Below are 17,404 nucleotides of genomic sequence, written 5' to 3'. Positions count from 1 at the left end.
CGGCCCCGCACCTGCCCCGACCTGGTCCTGGCCGACAAGGCCTACACCAGCCGCGGCAACCGCCGATACCTGCGCTCACGCGGGATCAAGGCCTGTATCCCGAGCAAGAAGGACCAGGACGCCCACCGTAAGGCCAAAGGGTCCAAGGGCGGCCGCCCACCCGCCTTCGACCCGCAGCTTTACCGGCTACGCCACGCCGTCGAGAACGGCATCAACCGACTCAAACGCCACCGTGGTGTCGCCACCCGATACGACAAACTCGCCGTCCGCTTCCAAGCCGTCCTGACCATCGCGATCATCACCGAGTGGCTCTGACCGGCTTATGAAACACGCCTTAGAGATCCTGGGCCATTCACCCCATGACCGGGAGTCAGAGACCTACCTGAAGGTTGTGCGGCCCCGTGAGTACGAGGCGTTGAGCAGCGCGGCGGAGGAGAACGTGCAGTGCGGTAACAGCGCCATCGTCACCGCCCCGTTCATCGCCGAGTTTCAAGACGCCCAATGGTTGGGCCGGACCACAGCCCGGTTCACTGACATGGGTGCATCCGTGAGCGTGGTGTGGGTGTACTGCGACCCAGAGACGATGAATCTCTATATCCGCAAGCGAGGAGCAGCCCGAGACGCTGCCAAGCTTGCCGACTGGTCTGGCTACCTCAGCCGCATTGACACCGACTTCCGGCCGCTGGTCGAGCACGTCGTCATCAACAACTGCACCTCAGCCAAGCCGCTACAGCACCAAGCGGAAGCGCTCGTGAAGTCGTTGATGGGGTTGGAACTCGACTGATGCGCGGCGTGATCCTCTACGGTCCACCCGCATCAGGCAAAGACACCGTGACCGCAGAGCTGCAACGGCTTAACAGTCGATACCAGCAGTTCCGGCGCCTCAAGGCCGGACCGGGTCGCACCACGGGCTACCGGATGACCACGGACGCGGACTTGGCGGCACTGCGCGCCGTCGGCGGCGTGGTGTGGGAGAACCGGCGGTACGGGTCCGTATACGTCGTCGACGCCGACGGTCTGCGCATGCAGTTCCATGACGGCATCCCCGTAGTGCATCTCGGCCAGGCCGAGGCCGTTGAAGCTGTACGCAACGCGTTCCCCGACGTTCGGTGGACCGTCGTCGCGCTCACATGTCCCCGAGACGTGGCGCAACGGCGCATCGCGCAACGTCAGACCGGCGACACCGCAGAACGCCTCAGAGCATGGGACGAGACAGAGCCCCTGGCCCTCGCCGACCTCACCATCGACACATCGAAGGTGCGCGCAGAAGTGGCAGCCGAGCTAGTCAGCCAGAACCTCCAGCGCAACGAAGCTGCGGAGGCGTAGGAACCGGCCGGCTGCCGGCGATGTCGGGTCTCAGGACGTCCGTGACAGATCAGTTTCGGGACGTGGGTGACACGTCTGGCTAGAGAATCTTGTCTTGCGGTAGCCCCAAGTCGCATGGTTGCTGCTCCTGCGAGGCTGAGAGGGTGGAACGTCCGAGGGGCCGACAACGTCCCGGATGGCAACCTGTATGCGTGGATGCATTCGCGGATCGGGTCGACGGCGCTTGGGAGTGGCTCTCCGCCGCCGTTGAAGAAGCGCAGGAAGGGCGCTGGGTCCGCGATGCAGTGGAACGGCAGGTGATGAAGGACATCAGGGCCGCCACCAACGCGCTGCACGGTGGGCGGCTGGCCCCGTTTACCGAGGACCCGTGGCGCGTGCGTATCGGGCGGATCGCCAACTGGGCGGGGGTGATCCGGTTGGCTGCCCGAGCTGGTGGATGGGAACTCCAACCCGTCGTCGGGCAGAACCCGCAGCAGCCTGCGGGCATGGCCGAGCTCCTCTCCGGCATCTACGCGGTCGGCGAGCAGGGCGAGCTATGGATGAAGCAGCTCCTCAGAGCGGGCGGGCCACCACCGGAGGACGCGATTGCCAAGGCCGAGGGCTTCCTGACCGGACCCGGCTCCGTCGAGGATCTTGAGCAGCTCTTCTACGACTGAAACCATCGGGTACCGCTGTTCCATCACGCTCATCTCAACTAACACTCGCCGGAGTGTCACCCAGGTCCTGATAACGATGTGTCACGCAGGTCCCGAGACCGGACAGCCGGCTGCCGGCGATGTGGTTCAAACTTTCTGTACGTCTTCAAGGCGGCCCTGAACGGGCCGCACGCGCCGCCGCCTGGGCCCGCGTCCGTCGCTCCGCTGGCGCTCCGACTCCGGCCACGCAACACGCCCGGCGGCTGGCGCGGATAGCGGGAAGCCCAAGGGGCCGCCGCATGACGACAGCAGCGTTGACCGGGTGGTGGTGGGCCGGCAGCCGGCCGGGGCCGCGCGGCCACGAGCCCGCGCGGCGTAGGGGGAGCGCACGCCGGCCGCGTCGGCGAGCTTGCGGCGGTCGCGGGGTTGCGATTACTGCGCCTCCGGCGGGGGCGCTCCGGCTCCAGGATGGCCGGGGCACCGTCGGCGCGTCACGGTCCGTGGGTGGTTGCGGTAGGCCATCCCGCCTGCCATCGACCCGGGCAAGCCGAGCAGACCCCCGCCCGACCCGCCAGCGTCCGAGCGAGCCGTCAAGGTCCGCTTGACATGGCGGGCCGGGCGGTGGCCCGCTCCCCACGAGGGCGGGTCGACGGCAGACGGGATGGCACTTGCCCTGGTGCGTGGTTCGCACTACGAACCCGTTGCTTCTCGGCCTCGCGTCGGCCAAGGAATGCGTGGGCCAGGTATGCGGTCACTCAATCGCTGTAGTTGCGACAGCGCGATCCAAAGATGGTCATCAGAAATAGTCTTTAGATTCTCGTGAACTAGAGAGTTGCGAATCCTCATTAGTATTCGGAAATCGTTAATCTCTTCGTCTGACCACACCTTTTTTTCGCGCATGACTGCAAGAACAATCCCTAGAGGCCCTTCGGCGTAGGATAGGCCGATCTCGCGCGCTACATAGTTGCGGGCCTTACTCTCCACCTTCGAAATCAGTTGCAGGAATAGCTGTGACTTGTTGGCACGCCGCGCCTGACGCGATCGGAGGTGACTCTCGATTGCCGGGGACAGCATCCCTACGGCGAGGCTTACGGCTCCGATAATAAGGGCTGCCGGCAAAAATAAGTCTGGGTTTCTGTTTGTTACTGCATTGAAGATGCCGGCACCTATGGCCGCGAATAGGAACCCGATTGCCAGCACTGGAAGTGATGGGAGATGCCTGCGTGTTACACGCAGCTTCCCAAGATAGTGAATTCTGGCATCGGCTGCTGCTATCCGAAGAATTGCGGCCGATACGTCCTCTGCCCTTACGCTGCCTTCAAGTCCGTCGGTGATGCGGGCACGTTCAACCTCAGTCAGAATGCGATCACGAGTGGAGGATAGGTGGCTGGACAACAAGTCCGAAGCTGCGGCAGTGAGACTGGGGTCAGAAGATTTTGCGTTCTCGGTCCTGTCTCTGCTCATGGCCGCCTCCGCACCGTGAGAATTGCATACCCCTGTGTGATTGTGCCAATTGTGGCGCATCCGATTAAGCCTGACCATTGCCATCTAGAGTTTAGGTAGCTCCCGAAGACTCCCGCTAGTATGGCCGCAATGAATGCGATTAGCTGTGCCGCCACAACCAGCAGGGAGGGAGGAGGATCTGATTCTTGGCGCGGGTTCCGGACCTCATTGTTTGCCTTTACTACCATCGTGGCCGTGATCTCAGCGGCGTTCACTATGTCTGCGCGTTCGGCCTCTTCGAGACGCGACGTCTCTCGTGAAAGTGCCAGGCTGAACTCGTGCACAGATGCGGCGAACCTCTGTCTCGCAGGCTCGGTCATGCCGCCTGGCACCGGAATGTCGATGGCGATGGAACGATCCACCTCCTTCACCGCAGAAGCTAGCTCCCCGGAGAAGGAATACGAATACCTCTCAGGCGTCCTCGGCCGATCGGCACTCTCTTCTGGTCGACTAGCAGCAGACCCTGACTCCACAGACGCTCCACGTCTCAAGGGGGCGAGGCATCGCTCTCGGTGGCTCTCTCATGCTAGACGAGAGCTAATCACACGTCGTGGTGGCTAAGCCATCGTTGCTGCGGGCCGAGGACCGAGCAGCCAAACGAGCAGCCAATCCAGCGATCGTCAGCGGACGTAGGCGAACTGAGGCACCAGGTTGAGGGCGAGGATCAGGCGTGGATCAGCGCCGGGCAGCCGACTCGTAATGCGTAGGTCGACGGTTCGATTCCGTCAGGCGGCTCGGTACAGAAGCCCAGGTCAACGACCTGGGCTTCGCCGTTTCCCGAGGTCGACAACACCGCTGCCGACGGTGCCGGTCCGCAAATAGTCCGTACCCCGCGCCGCGACCGCCTCGTCTAGCCGGTTGGCGACCGCGTCCAGGTCGTCACCGAACAGCCCGGCGTACACGTCCAGCGTCATCGAGGCCGAGGCGCGCCCGAGCATCCGCTGCACCGCCTTGCGCCGTCCTACTGAGCGACGGCGCAAGCCGCATTGCGGACCGCTTTGGACTCGCAGACTGGCCGGAAGTCCTCGCCCTCATCACCGAATCCGGACCAGCCGAAGTCATCCGGCAAGTCCGGGCAGCCGAAGCCAGCGACCCGCACGGCAGGAAGTGGCCACGTGGCAAGACCCACGACGACGCCACGCTTGCCCGGTGCACCCAGTTCGGCGAGCCCGATTTGTGATCCGACAACTGATGTGCGACGCAGCTCTGCCAGGTGATGCGCGACAGGGTCCGGCGATCGAGGGGCGGCAGGTTAGCCGCCGACCAGCGTCCTGTCATGCCGAGTACCCGACGGTCAAATTTTCCCGGTCCATAGACTGGCCGCGTGGCGACCGTAACGGCAGCATGGGCCCGGATAGAGGGCTGGCTGCACCAGCACACCCCGGGAAGCGCCGCCGTGCTCGCCGGGCCGTCAACACCTGCCCTGATCGTCGCGGCAGAGACCCAGTTAGGCGTGGCGTTCCCGCCGGAACTCGTCGAGTCCTTACTGCGCCATGACGGCGTCACCGAGTGGGCCAACATACTGCCGGAAGCAACACCTCTCGGTCTCAAGGACATCGTCGAGCAATATGAGATACGCATGGAGATTGCGCCTGACGTCGACGGATTCACCGTGCACAGCCCGAACACCGAGCCCTGGTGGAACGAACTCTGGATACCCTTCGGCGGCGACGGCGACTTGCAGGTCATCGATCTGAGGCCCGGTCCTCGCCACGCCCAGCTAGGTATAGCGCCACATGACAACCCCGCAGACTTCTCGGATGCATGGCCATCCCTGTGCGCCTACCTGACGGCAGTGGCGGACACTCTCGAGCAGGGCGGCGCGGTCGGCGAATGGCACCCGTACGTCATTGAAGACGAAACCCTCTGGTGGGACTTAGCCGGGAAAACGGAAATCAACGGCGAGCACCTCCGACAGGCACCCTCCCATTAGAACCCCGCAACATCCTCATCTGCCGCGATCAGCGCGCTGAGGTGTCGCAGATCAGTTGGCGGACGCCCGTCGCACATCAGTCGACGGAGGACATCGGCGAGCCAGTTTCACTGCCGAATTGACCTCTTAAGAATCAAGGCGGCCCGCAGAGTGGGCCGCGCCGGCCCGGCCCCGGCCTGCTGGCGACCTCCGGCCTGCTGGCGACCTCCGGCCGGCATCGGCCGGGCCGGCCGGCCACACTGGCGGACGACAAGATCCGAAGACCTCGGGGCTCCGCCCCGAACCCCGGCCCTCCTCAGAGATGCCGCCGCGGATCACTTCGTCGGGCACCACAAGGGCTACCAGCCTCCCCGGACGGGGACAAGGTCGTTCGTCCGGTAGGGCGCACCACCTTGTCCCCGTCCGGGGAGGCTGAACGGTCTACGACTGCCCGACGAGGAGATCCGCTTTCATGCGGAGGCTGTGGGGCTAAAGAACGACTGCAATCGTCATGTCTGTGAAGGCGCGACCAGCGGGCCGTACGAGGCCAAGTACCGGAAGCCAAATAGAGATGCGCAGACGGCATCAGCTGCTTGTTCGCGGCTGACCGCTGCATGGCTGTGGGCAACCTTGTTACGGATATTCCGTAGCCAGCTCAACATTCCCGCCACTTCCTCGGGCAGTTCCGGTGCACCCGTGCCGGACATGACAGCAGGAAGCAGAGGGCTCAGTTGGTAGGAAAATGTGGCGGCATCTTGGAGGAATCGTTCAACTTTTTCTCGACCGGCAAACTGCCTGAAGTGTGCATGAAGCACCGAGCCAAGTTTGGACTCCACTGCAACAGACGCCGGAACAATAACGTCCTGGTAGGAGCCGGCCGTGTACGCCTCGACCGCGCTCCAAAGGGGGAGCAGTTCAGGATCGCTGACAGGGTCGACCCAGCTGCACAAGACGTTTACATTCGTTGAGTCCGAGCCGCCTTGTGCGGCGAATCCGTGAAGCCAGAACTGATGGGGTATCGGTGCCGTGGTGAAAGATTGGGCAGATATTGCCGGCGCCAGCCAGCCGTCTTCCTCGTTTCCTCCGTGCGGGGTGAGGAAGACACCTAGAATCCTTGCGCCTTCGGGCACCCCTATGTGGTGCAAGTCCAGATTGACGGTTTCCTTGCGCTTAAGCGTAAGTTCTCCAAACGACAGCTTCGCCACGCTGATGGCGACTGCGCCCGGCATGAGCGCGTGATCGGATCCAACCGCCGCTCTTACGGCCCGCCAAAGTGATACGGAGTGGTTGCACGCTGAAGGTGTCCAGAGGCCGCCGCGAAAATAGTCGGCGAAGTCGGCATCGGTCAGAGGTGCCGAAATTGTTGTGCACGAGACGCATGGCATCCCGGAGAAGCCTGACGGCAATTGATCTCTCCGCATGGGGGAACTGTACAGTCCTCCCCAGCGCTCACCGGAACGCTGAGACAGCGCCGCTCCGGTCCGGCCTGCCGCAGTCCTCATCCAGTCCTCAACAGGCCGGAGGGCGACCACCGACACTGAGAGATGCCGAGAGGGGTTTCCGCAGGCCAGACGGGGTTTGGGCAGGTGGATCGAGGCGGGCAACTCGATCTCGTAATGCGTAGGTCGACGGTTCGATTCCGTCAGGCGGCTCGGTACAGAAGCCCAGGTCACGACCTGGGCTTCGCCGTTTCCGAGATCGGTTACACAGCCACCGATGGTGCCAGTTCGCGAACAGTCCGCTGAGCGATCCACGCCACGCTCGGGCTGCGGTGCGCTGCTGGCGGCCTGCGGCCGACATGACCCGCCGCACCAGGCGACGGCTGTCCAGTTGCCCGAGGCCGCCGCTGTGCGGTGGCCGCTACCGTGACGCCGTGACGACCTACGAGACGGGCGCAACGGCCGTGGAGATCGTGCTCGCCGGCGCCGCTGTCGCCTTGGTCGGGTGCGCTGCCTGGATGGTCATCCGCAGCCGACGCGCGTCAATGGTTCGGCTGTTCGGGCGGACCTTGCATCACCCCCGGCTGTGGGCCGCAGGGGCAACATGCATGGGCTTCTACGTTCTCCTGGGGCTGGGAGACCTCACGGAGGTCACGCCCAGCAGTTGGCGCACTCCGGGCCGGCGGATCGGCGCCATGCTGTTAATGGCAGCGTTGGCCCTGATGGTCGCTCACGGGGTCCTCGAGTATCGCGCCAGGCGTCGGAATGGTCGTGACCAGCAGATCGAGCCGTGGAACGCCGGCCCATCGTAGGTGGGCCGGCGTCCTGAAAACGGCGTCAGCAGTTGGTGTAGCCGCTGCCGCGCTTCGTCCAGGCGCAGCTGTCGATGAGGGCGCCGGAGGGGTTGCGCAGGTATGCGGTGTCGCCGGTGTTGTTCCAGACGTACCAGGAACGGCCCCAGTAGCGGTGGGTTCCCTTGTTGGTGCCCTTGCCGGTGTGGATGATGATGCTGTTTCCGGCGCCGACCCGGTAGTCACTGGTGAACTTGTAGGTGTAGCCGGCCTTGTCGCGCACGTACCAGCCCTTGAGGTTGATGACGGTGCTGCGCTTGTTGGTCAGCCGGACGTATTCGGCGTTCAGGCTGCTGTTGGATCCGGTGTCGCTGCCCGGGGAGTCGTAGTAGACCTTGGTGATCATTACGGCCGGGGCGGCCTGCGCCGGGGCGGCGACGGCCAGCGACCCGCCGACAGCGATGGCGAGCGCCGAGGCGAATCCGATCAGCCTTCTTTTCAAGTGGTCCCCCTGAATGGAAAGTGGAGCCGGCGTGAACCCGTCGCCGGGCCGGATGCCTCAATGGCATCTGATTCGCGCAGAAGCGTAACCATGGCGACCGCGAGAATCGCTTACCCAGATAGGGGTATAAGAATGTCTGACTGGGCATCTGGAGGCACTCGTCCGGCTTGATCGGCAGCCGGTTGTGGGAGCTGCCATCGGGTGACAGACGACACGCGTACCAAATGTTGGTTCCACCGCACTCCACCAGCGGAAGCGGCGGACCGGCGGCCTCGGCTGTCCGCCGCTTCCGGCGGAAAGTCCCCCGATCGGCGGCGGGAGCTGCCCTGATGTCTGTCGGCTCGGAGTGGGTGGTGCGCCGGGACGGCTACGGTTGATGCTCCGGATGGTCCGGTCGAGGGAGGCGTTGAACAGGCCGTGAGCGGCTATGGCGTGCAGGTCGCGCTGGTGTTCGTGTTGGTGTTGGTGAACGCGGTGTTCGCGGGCAGCGAGATGGCGTTGGTGTCGCTGCGAGAGAGCCAACTACAGCGCCTGGAACGCACCTCCCGGGCAGGACGGGTGCTGGCAAGGTTGGCGCGGGACCCGAACCGATTCCTGGCCACGATCCAGATCGGCATCACCCTGGCCGGCTTCCTCGCCTCGGCTGCGGCGGCGGTGTCTCTCGCGGCTCCGCTGGTGGGGCCGCTGGGGTTCCTGGGGTCGGCGGCGGAGCCGGTGTCGATCGTGCTGGTCACCATTGCGCTGACCTTCGTCACCCTGGTGTTGGGCGAACTGGCGCCGAAGCGGATCGCGATGCAGCGCGCGGAGGGCTGGGCGCTGCTGGTGGCTCGTCCGTTGGACGCCTTGTCGGCGTTCTCCCGCCCGGCGGTCTGGCTGTTGAGCAAGGCCAGCGACACGGTGGTGCGGCTGACCGGTGGTGACCCGCGCGCCAGCCGGGAGGAGGTCACCACCGAGGAACTGCGGGACATGGTCGCTGCGCAGCACAACCTCACGCCCGAACACCGGATGATCATCTCGGGGGCGTTCGAGGTGGCCGAGCGGATCCTCCGGGAGATCCTCGTTCCACGCCGCGAGGTGGTCACGCTGTCGGCGTCGCTGCCCGCGCCGCAGGCACTGCGGGAGCTGGGCAGGTCGGGGCAGACCCGCGCGCCGGTGGTGGGCCGTGGTGGCCTGGACGACACGGTCGGCGTGGTGCACATGCGGGACCTGCTCGACCAGGATGGCCCGGTCGCCGAGCATGCCAGCCCTGTGTTGTACCTGCCGGAGACGTTGAAGGTGACCGAGGCGATCCGGGAGATGCGGTCGCAGCGGCAGCAGTTCGCCCTCGTCGTGGACGAGCGCGGTGCGATCGACGGAATCGTGACGATGGAGGACCTGGTCGAGGAGATCGTCGGGGAGATCTACGACGAGACGGACCGGGACGTGCAGGCCGTCGTACGGGAGGCGGACGGGTCGTTGCTGATGCCGGGCGGCTTCCCGCTGCACGACCTGCCCGATGTGGGCGTCGACCTCGACGTGGACACTCTCGAGGCCGGCGACTACACGACCGTGGCGGGTCTGGTCCTGGCGCACCTCGGCCACATCCCGAAGACACCTGGCGAGGTGATCGAGCTGCCAGGGCTGTCCGCCGAGGTGGCGGAGATCACGGGACGGGCCATCACCCGGGTGCGCCTGCGCATCACTTCAATGCACGGCGACAGGTCTGGTGCCGGTGAGAACTCCTGACGGGACCGCCGTCGACTGACGCGCGCAGGTGGTGGGGTGGCGGTCGTACACCAGGATGGGTCGACCGCGGCCAGGATGCGCAGCTGGCAGAGGTTACACCGAGGCTTCCCTGGATTACCGCAGCGTAGCTGCGTGAACTCACCCAGCTATCTCTCAGGTGGCGTTGGTAGGTTGCCGAACCAGCTTCGTCCATCGTGGACGTCGCTGATTCCGTTACGACACAACGGCTTCCGCGTGGAACTACCACCGGAGTCGGGTGTCGCGCGTTCGGTGTCCGTCGAGGGAGACGTCCGTGGTGTTCAAGAAGATGTTGGGTGCGTTCGGGGTGGGCGGTCCCAGCGTCGATGCGGTCCTGTCCAATCCGAACACCCGCCCAGGGCTGCTGCTGGGCGGGCAGGTGAACATCACCGGTGGCAGCCACGATGTGGAGATCGACCACATCACCGTCGGCCTGGTCACCCGCGTGGAAATGGACGGCGCGGACGAGGAGTACGACGCGCTCGTCGAGTTCCATCGCGTCGGCGTCACCGGCGGGTTGCACCTGCGGCAGGGGCAGCACCTGTCCCTGCCGTTCCAGGTCCCTGTGCCGTGGGAAACCCCGGTGACCAACGTGCACGGGCAGCACCTGCACGGCATGACGATGGGCCTGCGCACCGAGGTGGCCATCCGCGGCGCGGTCGACAAGGGCGACCTCGATCCGGTGTACGTGCACCCGCTGCCGGTGCAGGAGCGCATCCTGGAGGCCTTCGGCCGGCTCGGCTTCCAGTTCAAGGGCGCCGACCTGGAACGCGGGCACATCTCCGGGCTGCACCAGAGCCTGCCGTTCTACCAGGAGATCGAGTACTACGCCGCCCCGCAGTACGCCCACGACGTCAACGAGGTCGAGTTGACCTTCGTCGCGAACGAGCACGGCGTCGACGTCGTGCTGGAGTTCGACAAGCGCGGCGGCCTGTTCACCGGCGGCCACGATTCCTTCGGTCGCCACCACGCCGCCCACGCCGACGCCGACCGCGTCGACTGGGCCGCTCAGGTCGACACCTGGGTTCGTCAGGCCCTCGACGGTTACCGGAGCCTGCACACCGGCGGCGGCTACGCCCCGCCCGCCCAGGGCTACGGCGCTCCCGGGTACGGACACACCGCGTATGGCCATTCCGGCGACCACTACAAGGAAGAGCACCACCACGAGCGGGGTCCCGGTATGGGCGCTGTCGCCGCCGGGGTGGTCGGCGGCGCGGCCCTCGGCTTCGCCGGCGGCATGGTCGCCGACGAGGTCTTCGACTCCTTCGGCGACGACGAGGAGGGCGACGAAGAAGCCTGAACCTTCCCGGATCCACAGTGGATCATCCGGCCGGCCCATGATCTAATTCGTTAAGTTTGTCCCTCTCCGGCCGGATTGTCCGGCCAGAGTTTCGAAGGAGTGTGCATGCCCGTCACCGCCGATCTCACCAAGCTTGTCGACAAGGCCTACCAGGACAAGGCCCTCACCGAGATCGTTGACGCCCCGGTCTCCGCCCTCGCCGGGGTCAGCGACGGCGACGCCAAGCTGCTCAAGGACGCCTTCGGCATCGCCACCGTCGGCGACCTCGGCCGCAACCCGTACTTCCACACCGCCCAGGCTCTGGTCGCCCTCACCGGCACGAAGTAGCACCACCACGGATGCCCGGCGGCCAGGAGCAATCCTCACGGCCGCCGGGCATCCGTCCGTACGGTCCCCGTCCGGGAAGGCTGGACGGTCTCCGACTGCCCGACGAGGAGATCTGCATCAGCGCCTCTCGGCAACGTCGGGAGCCATGCGCGCTGGCTGCCGACGTGCCGTTGATCGGCAGGAGCTTTCGGGCGGGCGGACACGACCGGGTCCGGCGCGCGCTGCGGGCCGAGCAGCCCTCTGGCCGGTGCTGGGCTGGACGCAGGACTCCGGCAAAGTCGTGGGGTCTCCGGCTTGGGCTGGTTGGCGGGTGCCGCGCCCTTGCCGGTGAGAGCAGCACGGGCAGGACCAACTGATCTCCTGTCATCCTGAAGAGCGGAATGGAATTCCCGGAATATGGACGAATGTCGGCGAGGTCGACAGGTTTTCGGGGCAACCGGCGGGGCGGGGCTCTCGTGGGCGAGACAGACGGGACAGGGCGACCGACGGTTCGAGTTCGCCAGGCGGTGTCGTGTCACGGGAGATGCTTGACACCCGCGTACCACAAGATGTCTGTCCGGATCCGGAAAATGAGGAACCAGGGCCTGGATGAGGTCGACTACGCTCCTGGCGTGTTGGCCACGGTCTTCGCCGTCACGGTCCGCTACCGGCGGCCGATCCTCACCATTTCGGTTGTCCTGGCCGTGGTCCTGGCCGCGGGCCGGAGGCTGTCGCCCGTGCTCGACGCGATCCTGGTCGGCGTGAGTTTCGTCGCCGTCATGGTTCTGCTCTTGCTAAGCCTGCTCGGCCTGCGTGGACGACGACCGGCAGGGCTACTCGTCAAGCCTGCGGTGCCGGCGTTGGCCGTAGCGCCCAACACGAGCTACATCTACCTGGCCATGGGGCTCACGTTCTTGGGCTCGCTCCTACTGGGGTCCGGCGATGAGCCCCGGTACCTCGTGATCCCGTACCTCGTCCTTGTCGGTGTCAACGTTGCCTTCGCCTGGGGCGGCGACTCGATCGAGCTACAGCCGGACGGTATCCATCGGCGCTTGTTCCTCGGGTCGTTGAGTGTGCCGTGGGATGCGTTGGCCCCCGGGACGCCTTCCCGGCCCCCAGTCGACGCGTCCGTCCTGACCCTGGCCTATGCCCGACCGGAACTGGTGCGCCGCCGCGGTGTCGTTCCGAGCCAGCGACTGAGCATCGCCGACATCCACGCCTGGTTCATCGCCGACGTGATCCGGCACTACGTCGACCACCCGCAGCACCGGGCGGCAATCGGCGAACAAGTCGAATACGAACGGCTGTGGCAAGCATTGACTTACTCGTCCACCCGCCTGGGACAGACGCAGGATTCCTAGGTCTCTCGCTCATCAGCTGGGACGGAGCGGACTGCTGGTCGGTTTCTTCAGGTGCCCTGTCGCCGGGCCTGGGCGGCGGGGCGACGCGATCCCCGCGCTTGGGCGCTTGACGGGCCGGGGCACTGCCCCGAAGTCGCCGAGCTGCCGGCCGGTCAGCGCCGTGCGCAGCTCCGGATCGGCGTACACCTCGGCGGTGTGGCGCCACTCGGTGAGCAACTGGGACAGCGGCGCGGTGTTACCGATCGCCGCAGCGGCCTCTGCGGTGTTCGCCAGCTCGCGCGCCAGCGTGCTGACGTCGCTCGGGTGTCAAACGCCGGATCCCCTGGCCGCCCTGCGGGGCGACCCCATGGCTTCGCTGCTGAACGTCGCCTGACGAACTGCTCCCCACGCAAGCGGGGGTGATCCGGGGGCGCGCGAGCCGCGTTGTGTCTCGTGGTCGGATTCCCCGATGACGTGGAATGTCGCGCCGCCGCCGTTCGGGGCGGTGAAGACCAACTCGTCCCGACCCCTTTCCGGCGATGTGCGGGCCAGTTCGTCGACGAGAAGCGGGCTAAATCGGGGCGTGCATGACAATGTTCCGGCGACGATGGGTGAATGGGACGACCATCGGAGCCGGCGCAGGCCGGGAGCATCCTGCGCGGCGAGGAGGACGCCCGGCAGGCCAGCTTCCTGGAGCTGTTCTTCGACCTGGTGTTGGTCTTCGCCCTGACCGGGGTCGTCAGCCGGATGGTGCCGGACCTTCTCTCCGACAACGTGCGCCTGCACTGGTTGTCGCTGGTGTACACGATCGTTCTGGCCCTGCCGCTGCTCTGGCTGTGGACGACCACGGCGTACATCACGAGCCGGTTCGACAGCCGCAACCGCTGGATTCAGCTGCTGGTCCTGCTCAGCGCGTTCGGCTTGCTGATCATGTCGGCGTCCCTGCCGTACGAGTTCGAGGCACGCGGCGCCGCCTTCGCCGTCGTGTACGTGTTGCTGCACGTCGGACGCCCTTTGCTGCTGCGGCCGTTGTTACGGGAGCAGAAGGACGTAAGAGCGCTCTACGACCGGGCGGCCATCTGGGCCGGCGTCTCCGGCGTAATCTGGCTCGCCGGGGCGGCGATGCACGGAAACCACCGGGTTGTCCTGTGGTTGATCGCCATCGCCGTGGACCTGGTCGCGGCGCGGTTCAGATGGCCGATACCCGGCATACGCCGACCACCGATCAGCGCGTGGGCGATGGTCAGCAGCCGACACCTCCCCGAGCGCTACCAGCAACTGTTGCTGATCGCGCTCGGCGAGACGGTGCTGTCCATAGGCCTCACCTACGCAAACCACCCCGCCACGCTCGCCACGACGACGGCCCTGGTGACCACGTTTCTGTCGTCCGTGCTGATGTGGCGCATCTACTTCTATCGCGCTGGCCAGGTGCTGGCCGAGGCCGTCGAGATGGCGTCGAACCGGGCGGTTGCCGGCAGGATAGTGGGCGCGGCCCATGTGCTCATGGTGCTCGGCATCACCGCCGTCGCGACGGGCTCGGACATCGTGCTGGCCCATCCCCGCGGGGCCTCTGAGCCGGCCTGGCTCGTGGTCATCCTCGGGGGGCCGGTGCTCTTCCTGCTCGGCCGCAGCCGGCTGGAATGGGTCGTCTTCAACCGGCTCGCCCTGCGCCGGCTCGTCGGCATCGCCACTCTGATCCTGCTGGGGCCGCCGCTGTTGTCAGGTCCGCCGCTGCTCGCTGCCATCGCCGTTGCCGTCGTACTGCTCGGGGTCGCCGTCGCGGACGCGCGACGCGCCGCCGGCCGCCCACCGGAGGCTCCGTCCCCATCCGTCTAGCGTGTTTCAAAATACGTACCCCGCGATCGAGCCGTGCCTGGGTGTGAGGACGTTCGGGTCGGCGGCGTACAGGGCAAGATTCGGTATCGCGTGGCGCCAGCCCGGTCGGATGCTGTCTACTGCCCGCCGTGGGTGGAACGGCGTTGAGCGTGCTGAGTCCGTGCACTGCTGAGTGCGTCGAACCAGTCCTGCCGGAGGAAATGGCGGCCGAGGGCCTTGTCCGGTACGAGCCCGACCCTGACTACTGGCTGTCCGTCGACGGCCTGCCCTACGGATTCGACTTCCAGGCACCGGACTACGAGGTTGACGTTGACGAGCTCGAGCTGATCGCGCAGGCAGCCGGTCGGGTCATGCGCTGTGACATCGTGCTGCACATCCTCGTCAGCGATCTCGCCGGCCGACCCGCCCTGGCCCGCGTTGCCGAGCGAGTGGCACGGCGGACCGATGGCTGGGTCTTCGTCGAGTTCAACACTCCGCCCTCGGTAGACCTGCTCGAGTACCTGACAAGCGCGGGTCGCTGCGTACGCGTCGACGATGCCGTCTACCTCGACGCGGCGGCGATGACTGCCTGGATCGCCCACCCTCACTTTCACGTCGTCAAATGAGCGTTATGCGTACACCGGGGCGGCATTTGCATGTCTCCCAGCCAGCACAGCTGAAAGCCCAGTTCAGCCATACATCAAACGACTACGCGATTGCTCCGACCCGCCACAGCGGACGCTTCGGTGGGGGCGCTCCGGCTCCGGGACGGAGTGGAACCATTCCGCCTGCCGACGACCCCAGGCGGAGCCGAGCAGACCAGGGCCAGGGTGTCGCGAGGTCGTCCGTCTGGTAGGAAGAGTGGTCCGAGGTAACCGTGCCTGCGTGGGGCCGGTGATCATCCGGTCGTCGAGACCTCTCCGCCGATTCCGGTCTCGTTGCCGTCGCTGTCGTGGAAGACGTACTTCCAGACCGAGCCGTGCTTCTCGACGTCGACCGGCTCCAGGCCCCGTGCGGAGATCCTCGCAACCTCGGCGACTGGGTCGTCGACCCAAATCATGCTGACAGCTCCGCCGGCCCGGTTGAGATCCTGGATGATGTAAACGTACCGATTCTCGGCCAACTGCCAGACCGCCTCGATCTCGTTCGGATAGAAGGCCGGTTCGGTGCCGAGCAGCCGCTTGTACCACTCCAGGGCGCTGTCATAGTCGCGCACCGGGATGCCCGCAAACACTCCTACCGCCATGTCTGTCTCCTCAGCCGATGTCGAGCCGCCGTTCATTTAGGTGTGGGCATGTCTGATCCCTGCCGGGGGCGGCCGGGTCGCCGATGACGACTATCAGCCGGCTCGCTCGGGCAACTCGGCGAGAAGCCGTTCGTACTCGGCCTGGCTGCCGATCGCAGCCCGATGCTCGCCGTGACGGACGTAGTGCCCGATCGCGGCGGCGAGAAATCCGGCGTCGACATTGTCCGTGCGCAGAGCCTTCCGGCCCCACGAAATGCCACGCCGCCGAACCAGTTGGGGTTGCGCGAACGTCAGCCGGAGCCGAGAGGGGCGGTCGGCACCCGGGGGGATCTGAGCGGCCGGTATGGCCTCCCACGGCACGGTGACCGAGCCGAGAGCCCAACTCTGCCGTACCCCGTGAGGATGGAGCGCCACGTTGTATCCCCGCCACGCCTCAACCAGAAGCAGCGCGGCCAGCACGAACCAGAGGACGCTGGGTACCACGTCGACCGTCGACACGATGCCCTGCCTGGTCGAGCGCACCAGTGCGCCGATGCTGGCCGATACATGCCCGAGGATGCCCAGGGCAAGAAGCACCTTCCACGCCGGCGCGGGTGTGGCGAAGGCCGGAATCTGCCGCTGCACCACGAAGCAGGCCGGACGGATCCCCATGGTGATGAGCGCCAGGACCAGGATCGCCAAGGTGAGGAGGAGCAGCGGGAGGAACAGCCACTGCCCCAACGTGGGCACGAACCCGACGGCCGCGGCGTTCACACCCGCCACCAGCAGACCGAGCATCAGGACGACGTGCCGATGCCGCACCACGGCAGCCGAAACCTTGCCGATCATGCTTTGAGCCTACGGCCGGCGGGTGCAGGAATGGTAAGCCGATTGGTCGATGTCGCACACCGAAGCGCCGATCATGTCGAGCATCCGTTGGGATGTGAAATTCAGTCGAGCCACCAGGCATGCATGTCGGCACCGGCCGGAGTGAAGCGAGGTACGGTCACCGCCACCCCGCTTGACACGCCGTCAGGATAGGTCACATGTAGGGGGCGTACTGGACGCTGCGGGACCAGCGCCGCCAGAAGGGCAGCGGCAGGCAACCAGTCGGCGCCTCGCCTCCGATCTCGGTCTCCACGGACCCGTCGGCGAGCGTGACGGAGACGGCCGAGCGGCCCGGAGCGAAGACCTCCCGAACCCTGCCGGCGATCACCGAGCGGGCGATGTCTTCGAGCAGCGCGACATCTTCGGATACGGCCTCCAGTTCCCATCGGCCGCCGTGGTCGCCGACAGCCAGGATGAGTTGATCGGAAAAGTCGACCCAGCCGAAGGCGCGCGCATCCGCGTTGTGTGGAGTGACGTCGACCGAGATTCCGCCCTTGACGTCGTCGATTTCCACAGTCGCCACCCCTGACAATTCCTCTGCCAACCGCTTCGCGATTTCCAGAGTGAGGGTCCGGGGGCGCTCGTCGGTGTCGGGTGCGTCCTGGCCGTGCTCATCGGTCACGCTGTCAGTCTGCCAAGCCGACCGCCCGGGGCGATGGCCGCTGACCGGGCAGGTCCG

General features: G+C 66.0%; 21 protein-coding genes. 13 read left to right on the top strand and 8 right to left on the bottom strand.

Features of this window, described 5'->3' with window-relative positions; genetic code table 11:
- From AB0D32_RS29655 to AB0D32_RS29640, 4 genes are all read left to right on the top strand, one after another.
- Positions 1 to 315: transposase (locus AB0D32_RS29655; RefSeq protein WP_357097268.1), on the top strand; the 315-nt coding region annotated here is incomplete at its 5' end.
- A 7-nt stretch (positions 316 to 322) separates the two neighbouring features.
- Positions 323 to 784: an AAA family ATPase gene (locus AB0D32_RS29650; protein ID WP_357097266.1), complete on the top strand. Its 462-nt coding sequence runs from the start codon at positions 323 to 325 to the stop codon at positions 782 to 784.
- Positions 784 to 1,326, top strand: coding sequence for a kinase (locus AB0D32_RS29645; protein WP_357097264.1), 543 nt, complete (start codon positions 784 to 786; stop codon positions 1,324 to 1,326). Before AB0D32_RS29650 ends, AB0D32_RS29645 begins: the two co-directional genes overlap by 1 nt.
- A 191-nt stretch (positions 1,327 to 1,517) precedes the next feature.
- Complete coding sequence (locus AB0D32_RS29640; protein WP_357097262.1) at positions 1,518 to 1,982, top strand: hypothetical protein; 465 nt, start codon at positions 1,518 to 1,520, stop codon at positions 1,980 to 1,982.
- Positions 1,983 to 2,651: 669 nt separating this feature from the next.
- On the opposite strand, the gene AB0D32_RS29635 is transcribed toward AB0D32_RS29640, so the two are convergent.
- The 3 genes from AB0D32_RS29635 to AB0D32_RS29625 all read right to left on the bottom strand — a co-directional run bounded on the left by AB0D32_RS29635 (position 2,652) and on the right by AB0D32_RS29625 (position 4,402).
- Positions 2,652 to 3,425, bottom strand: a complete 774-nt coding sequence (locus AB0D32_RS29635) for a hypothetical protein (protein WP_357097260.1) — start codon at positions 3,423 to 3,425, stop codon at positions 2,652 to 2,654.
- Positions 3,422 to 3,835 (bottom strand): hypothetical protein, encoded by a 414-nt coding sequence (locus AB0D32_RS29630; RefSeq protein WP_357097258.1) that lies wholly within the window; start codon positions 3,833 to 3,835, stop codon positions 3,422 to 3,424. Before AB0D32_RS29630 ends, AB0D32_RS29635 begins: the two co-directional genes overlap by 4 nt.
- 381 nt (positions 3,836 to 4,216) lie before the next feature.
- On the bottom strand, positions 4,217 to 4,402 hold the full coding sequence (locus tag AB0D32_RS29625; protein WP_357097256.1) for a hypothetical protein: 186 nt from the start codon (positions 4,400 to 4,402) through the stop codon (positions 4,217 to 4,219).
- Positions 4,403 to 4,788: 386 nt separating this feature from the next.
- Here AB0D32_RS29625 and AB0D32_RS29620 point away from each other — a divergent pair, with 386 nt between their 5' ends.
- Positions 4,789 to 5,397 (top strand): SMI1/KNR4 family protein, encoded by a 609-nt coding sequence (locus AB0D32_RS29620; RefSeq protein ID WP_357097254.1) that lies wholly within the window; start codon positions 4,789 to 4,791, stop codon positions 5,395 to 5,397.
- Positions 5,398 to 5,885: 488 nt separating this feature from the next.
- Here AB0D32_RS29620 and AB0D32_RS29615 read toward each other — a convergent pair whose 3' ends face one another.
- Positions 5,886 to 6,797, bottom strand: coding sequence for a hypothetical protein (locus tag AB0D32_RS29615; protein ID WP_357097252.1), 912 nt, complete (start codon positions 6,795 to 6,797; stop codon positions 5,886 to 5,888).
- Between the two features lie 452 nt (positions 6,798 to 7,249).
- Between AB0D32_RS29615 and AB0D32_RS29610 the strand changes: the two genes are divergently transcribed.
- Positions 7,250 to 7,627, top strand: a complete 378-nt coding sequence (locus AB0D32_RS29610) for a hypothetical protein (protein ID WP_357097250.1) — start codon at positions 7,250 to 7,252, stop codon at positions 7,625 to 7,627.
- 25 nt (positions 7,628 to 7,652) lie between these two features.
- Here the strand turns inward: AB0D32_RS29610 and AB0D32_RS29605 are convergent, their stop codons facing one another.
- Positions 7,653 to 8,108, bottom strand: coding sequence for a lamin tail domain-containing protein (locus AB0D32_RS29605; protein WP_357097248.1), 456 nt, complete (start codon positions 8,106 to 8,108; stop codon positions 7,653 to 7,655).
- Between the two features lie 417 nt (positions 8,109 to 8,525).
- Between AB0D32_RS29605 and AB0D32_RS29600 the strand changes: the two genes are divergently transcribed.
- The 7 genes from AB0D32_RS29600 to AB0D32_RS29570 all read left to right on the top strand — a co-directional run bounded on the left by AB0D32_RS29600 (position 8,526) and on the right by AB0D32_RS29570 (position 15,238).
- Positions 8,526 to 9,833 (top strand): hemolysin family protein, encoded by a 1,308-nt coding sequence (locus tag AB0D32_RS29600; protein ID WP_357097246.1) that lies wholly within the window; start codon positions 8,526 to 8,528, stop codon positions 9,831 to 9,833.
- A gap of 307 nt (positions 9,834 to 10,140) precedes the next feature.
- The gene (locus AB0D32_RS29595) at positions 10,141 to 11,151 is read left to right on the top strand and encodes a sporulation protein (RefSeq protein ID WP_357097286.1); all 1,011 of its coding nucleotides are present in this window, start codon (positions 10,141 to 10,143) and stop codon (positions 11,149 to 11,151) included.
- Between the two features lie 105 nt (positions 11,152 to 11,256).
- On the top strand, positions 11,257 to 11,478 hold the full coding sequence (locus tag AB0D32_RS29590; RefSeq protein WP_357097244.1) for a hypothetical protein: 222 nt from the start codon (positions 11,257 to 11,259) through the stop codon (positions 11,476 to 11,478).
- 611 nt (positions 11,479 to 12,089) lie between these two features.
- On the top strand, positions 12,090 to 12,818 hold the full coding sequence (locus AB0D32_RS29585) for a hypothetical protein (protein ID WP_357097242.1): 729 nt from the start codon (positions 12,090 to 12,092) through the stop codon (positions 12,816 to 12,818).
- 208 nt (positions 12,819 to 13,026) lie between these two features.
- The gene (locus tag AB0D32_RS29580; protein WP_357097240.1) at positions 13,027 to 13,191 is read left to right on the top strand and encodes a hypothetical protein; all 165 of its coding nucleotides are present in this window, start codon (positions 13,027 to 13,029) and stop codon (positions 13,189 to 13,191) included.
- Between the two features lie 221 nt (positions 13,192 to 13,412).
- Complete coding sequence (locus AB0D32_RS29575; protein ID WP_357097238.1) at positions 13,413 to 14,633, top strand: low temperature requirement protein A; 1,221 nt, start codon at positions 13,413 to 13,415, stop codon at positions 14,631 to 14,633.
- Positions 14,634 to 14,776: 143 nt separating this feature from the next.
- Complete coding sequence (locus AB0D32_RS29570) at positions 14,777 to 15,238, top strand: hypothetical protein (protein ID WP_357097236.1); 462 nt, start codon at positions 14,777 to 14,779, stop codon at positions 15,236 to 15,238.
- Between the two features lie 272 nt (positions 15,239 to 15,510).
- On the opposite strand, the gene AB0D32_RS29565 is transcribed toward AB0D32_RS29570, so the two are convergent.
- From AB0D32_RS29565 to AB0D32_RS29555, 3 genes are all read right to left on the bottom strand, one after another.
- A complete protein-coding gene (locus tag AB0D32_RS29565; protein ID WP_357097234.1) occupies positions 15,511 to 15,858 on the bottom strand; it encodes a VOC family protein in 348 nt (115 codons plus the stop codon).
- A gap of 93 nt (positions 15,859 to 15,951) precedes the next feature.
- Positions 15,952 to 16,686 (bottom strand): hypothetical protein, encoded by a 735-nt coding sequence (locus AB0D32_RS29560; protein WP_357097232.1) that lies wholly within the window; start codon positions 16,684 to 16,686, stop codon positions 15,952 to 15,954.
- 193 nt (positions 16,687 to 16,879) lie between these two features.
- Complete coding sequence (locus tag AB0D32_RS29555) at positions 16,880 to 17,347, bottom strand: hypothetical protein (protein WP_357097230.1); 468 nt, start codon at positions 17,345 to 17,347, stop codon at positions 16,880 to 16,882.
- Positions 17,348 to 17,404 lie beyond the last annotated feature (57 nt).

This window comes from Micromonospora sp. NPDC048170, assembly GCF_040652795.1.
Classification (GTDB): Bacteria; Actinomycetota; Actinomycetes; order Mycobacteriales; family Micromonosporaceae; genus Micromonospora.
The sequence above is the reverse complement of the archived record's forward strand: the minus strand, read 5'-3'. Positions and strand labels throughout refer to the sequence as shown.

Excerpts from the sequence above, each read along its gene's own strand:
- AB0D32_RS29650 (WP_357097266.1), top strand. The coding sequence starts at position 323 with ATGAAACACGCCTTAGAGATCCTGGGCCATTCACCCCATGACCGGGAG.
- AB0D32_RS29635 (WP_357097260.1), bottom strand. The coding sequence starts at position 3,425 with ATGAGCAGAGACAGGACCGAGAACGCAAAATCTTCTGACCCCAGTCTC.
- AB0D32_RS29565 (WP_357097234.1), bottom strand. The coding sequence starts at position 15,858 with ATGGCGGTAGGAGTGTTTGCGGGCATCCCGGTGCGCGACTATGACAGC.
- AB0D32_RS29575 (WP_357097238.1), top strand. The coding sequence starts at position 13,413 with ATGGGACGACCATCGGAGCCGGCGCAGGCCGGGAGCATCCTGCGCGGC.
- AB0D32_RS29625 (WP_357097256.1), bottom strand. The coding sequence starts at position 4,402 with ATGCTCGGGCGCGCCTCGGCCTCGATGACGCTGGACGTGTACGCCGGG.
- AB0D32_RS29560 (WP_357097232.1), bottom strand. The coding sequence starts at position 16,686 with ATGATCGGCAAGGTTTCGGCTGCCGTGGTGCGGCATCGGCACGTCGTC.
- AB0D32_RS29615 (WP_357097252.1), bottom strand. The coding sequence starts at position 6,797 with ATGCGGAGAGATCAATTGCCGTCAGGCTTCTCCGGGATGCCATGCGTC.
- AB0D32_RS29590 (WP_357097244.1), top strand. The coding sequence starts at position 11,257 with ATGCCCGTCACCGCCGATCTCACCAAGCTTGTCGACAAGGCCTACCAG.
- AB0D32_RS29595 (WP_357097286.1), top strand. The coding sequence starts at position 10,141 with ATGTTGGGTGCGTTCGGGGTGGGCGGTCCCAGCGTCGATGCGGTCCTG.
- AB0D32_RS29645 (WP_357097264.1), top strand. The coding sequence starts at position 784 with ATGCGCGGCGTGATCCTCTACGGTCCACCCGCATCAGGCAAAGACACC.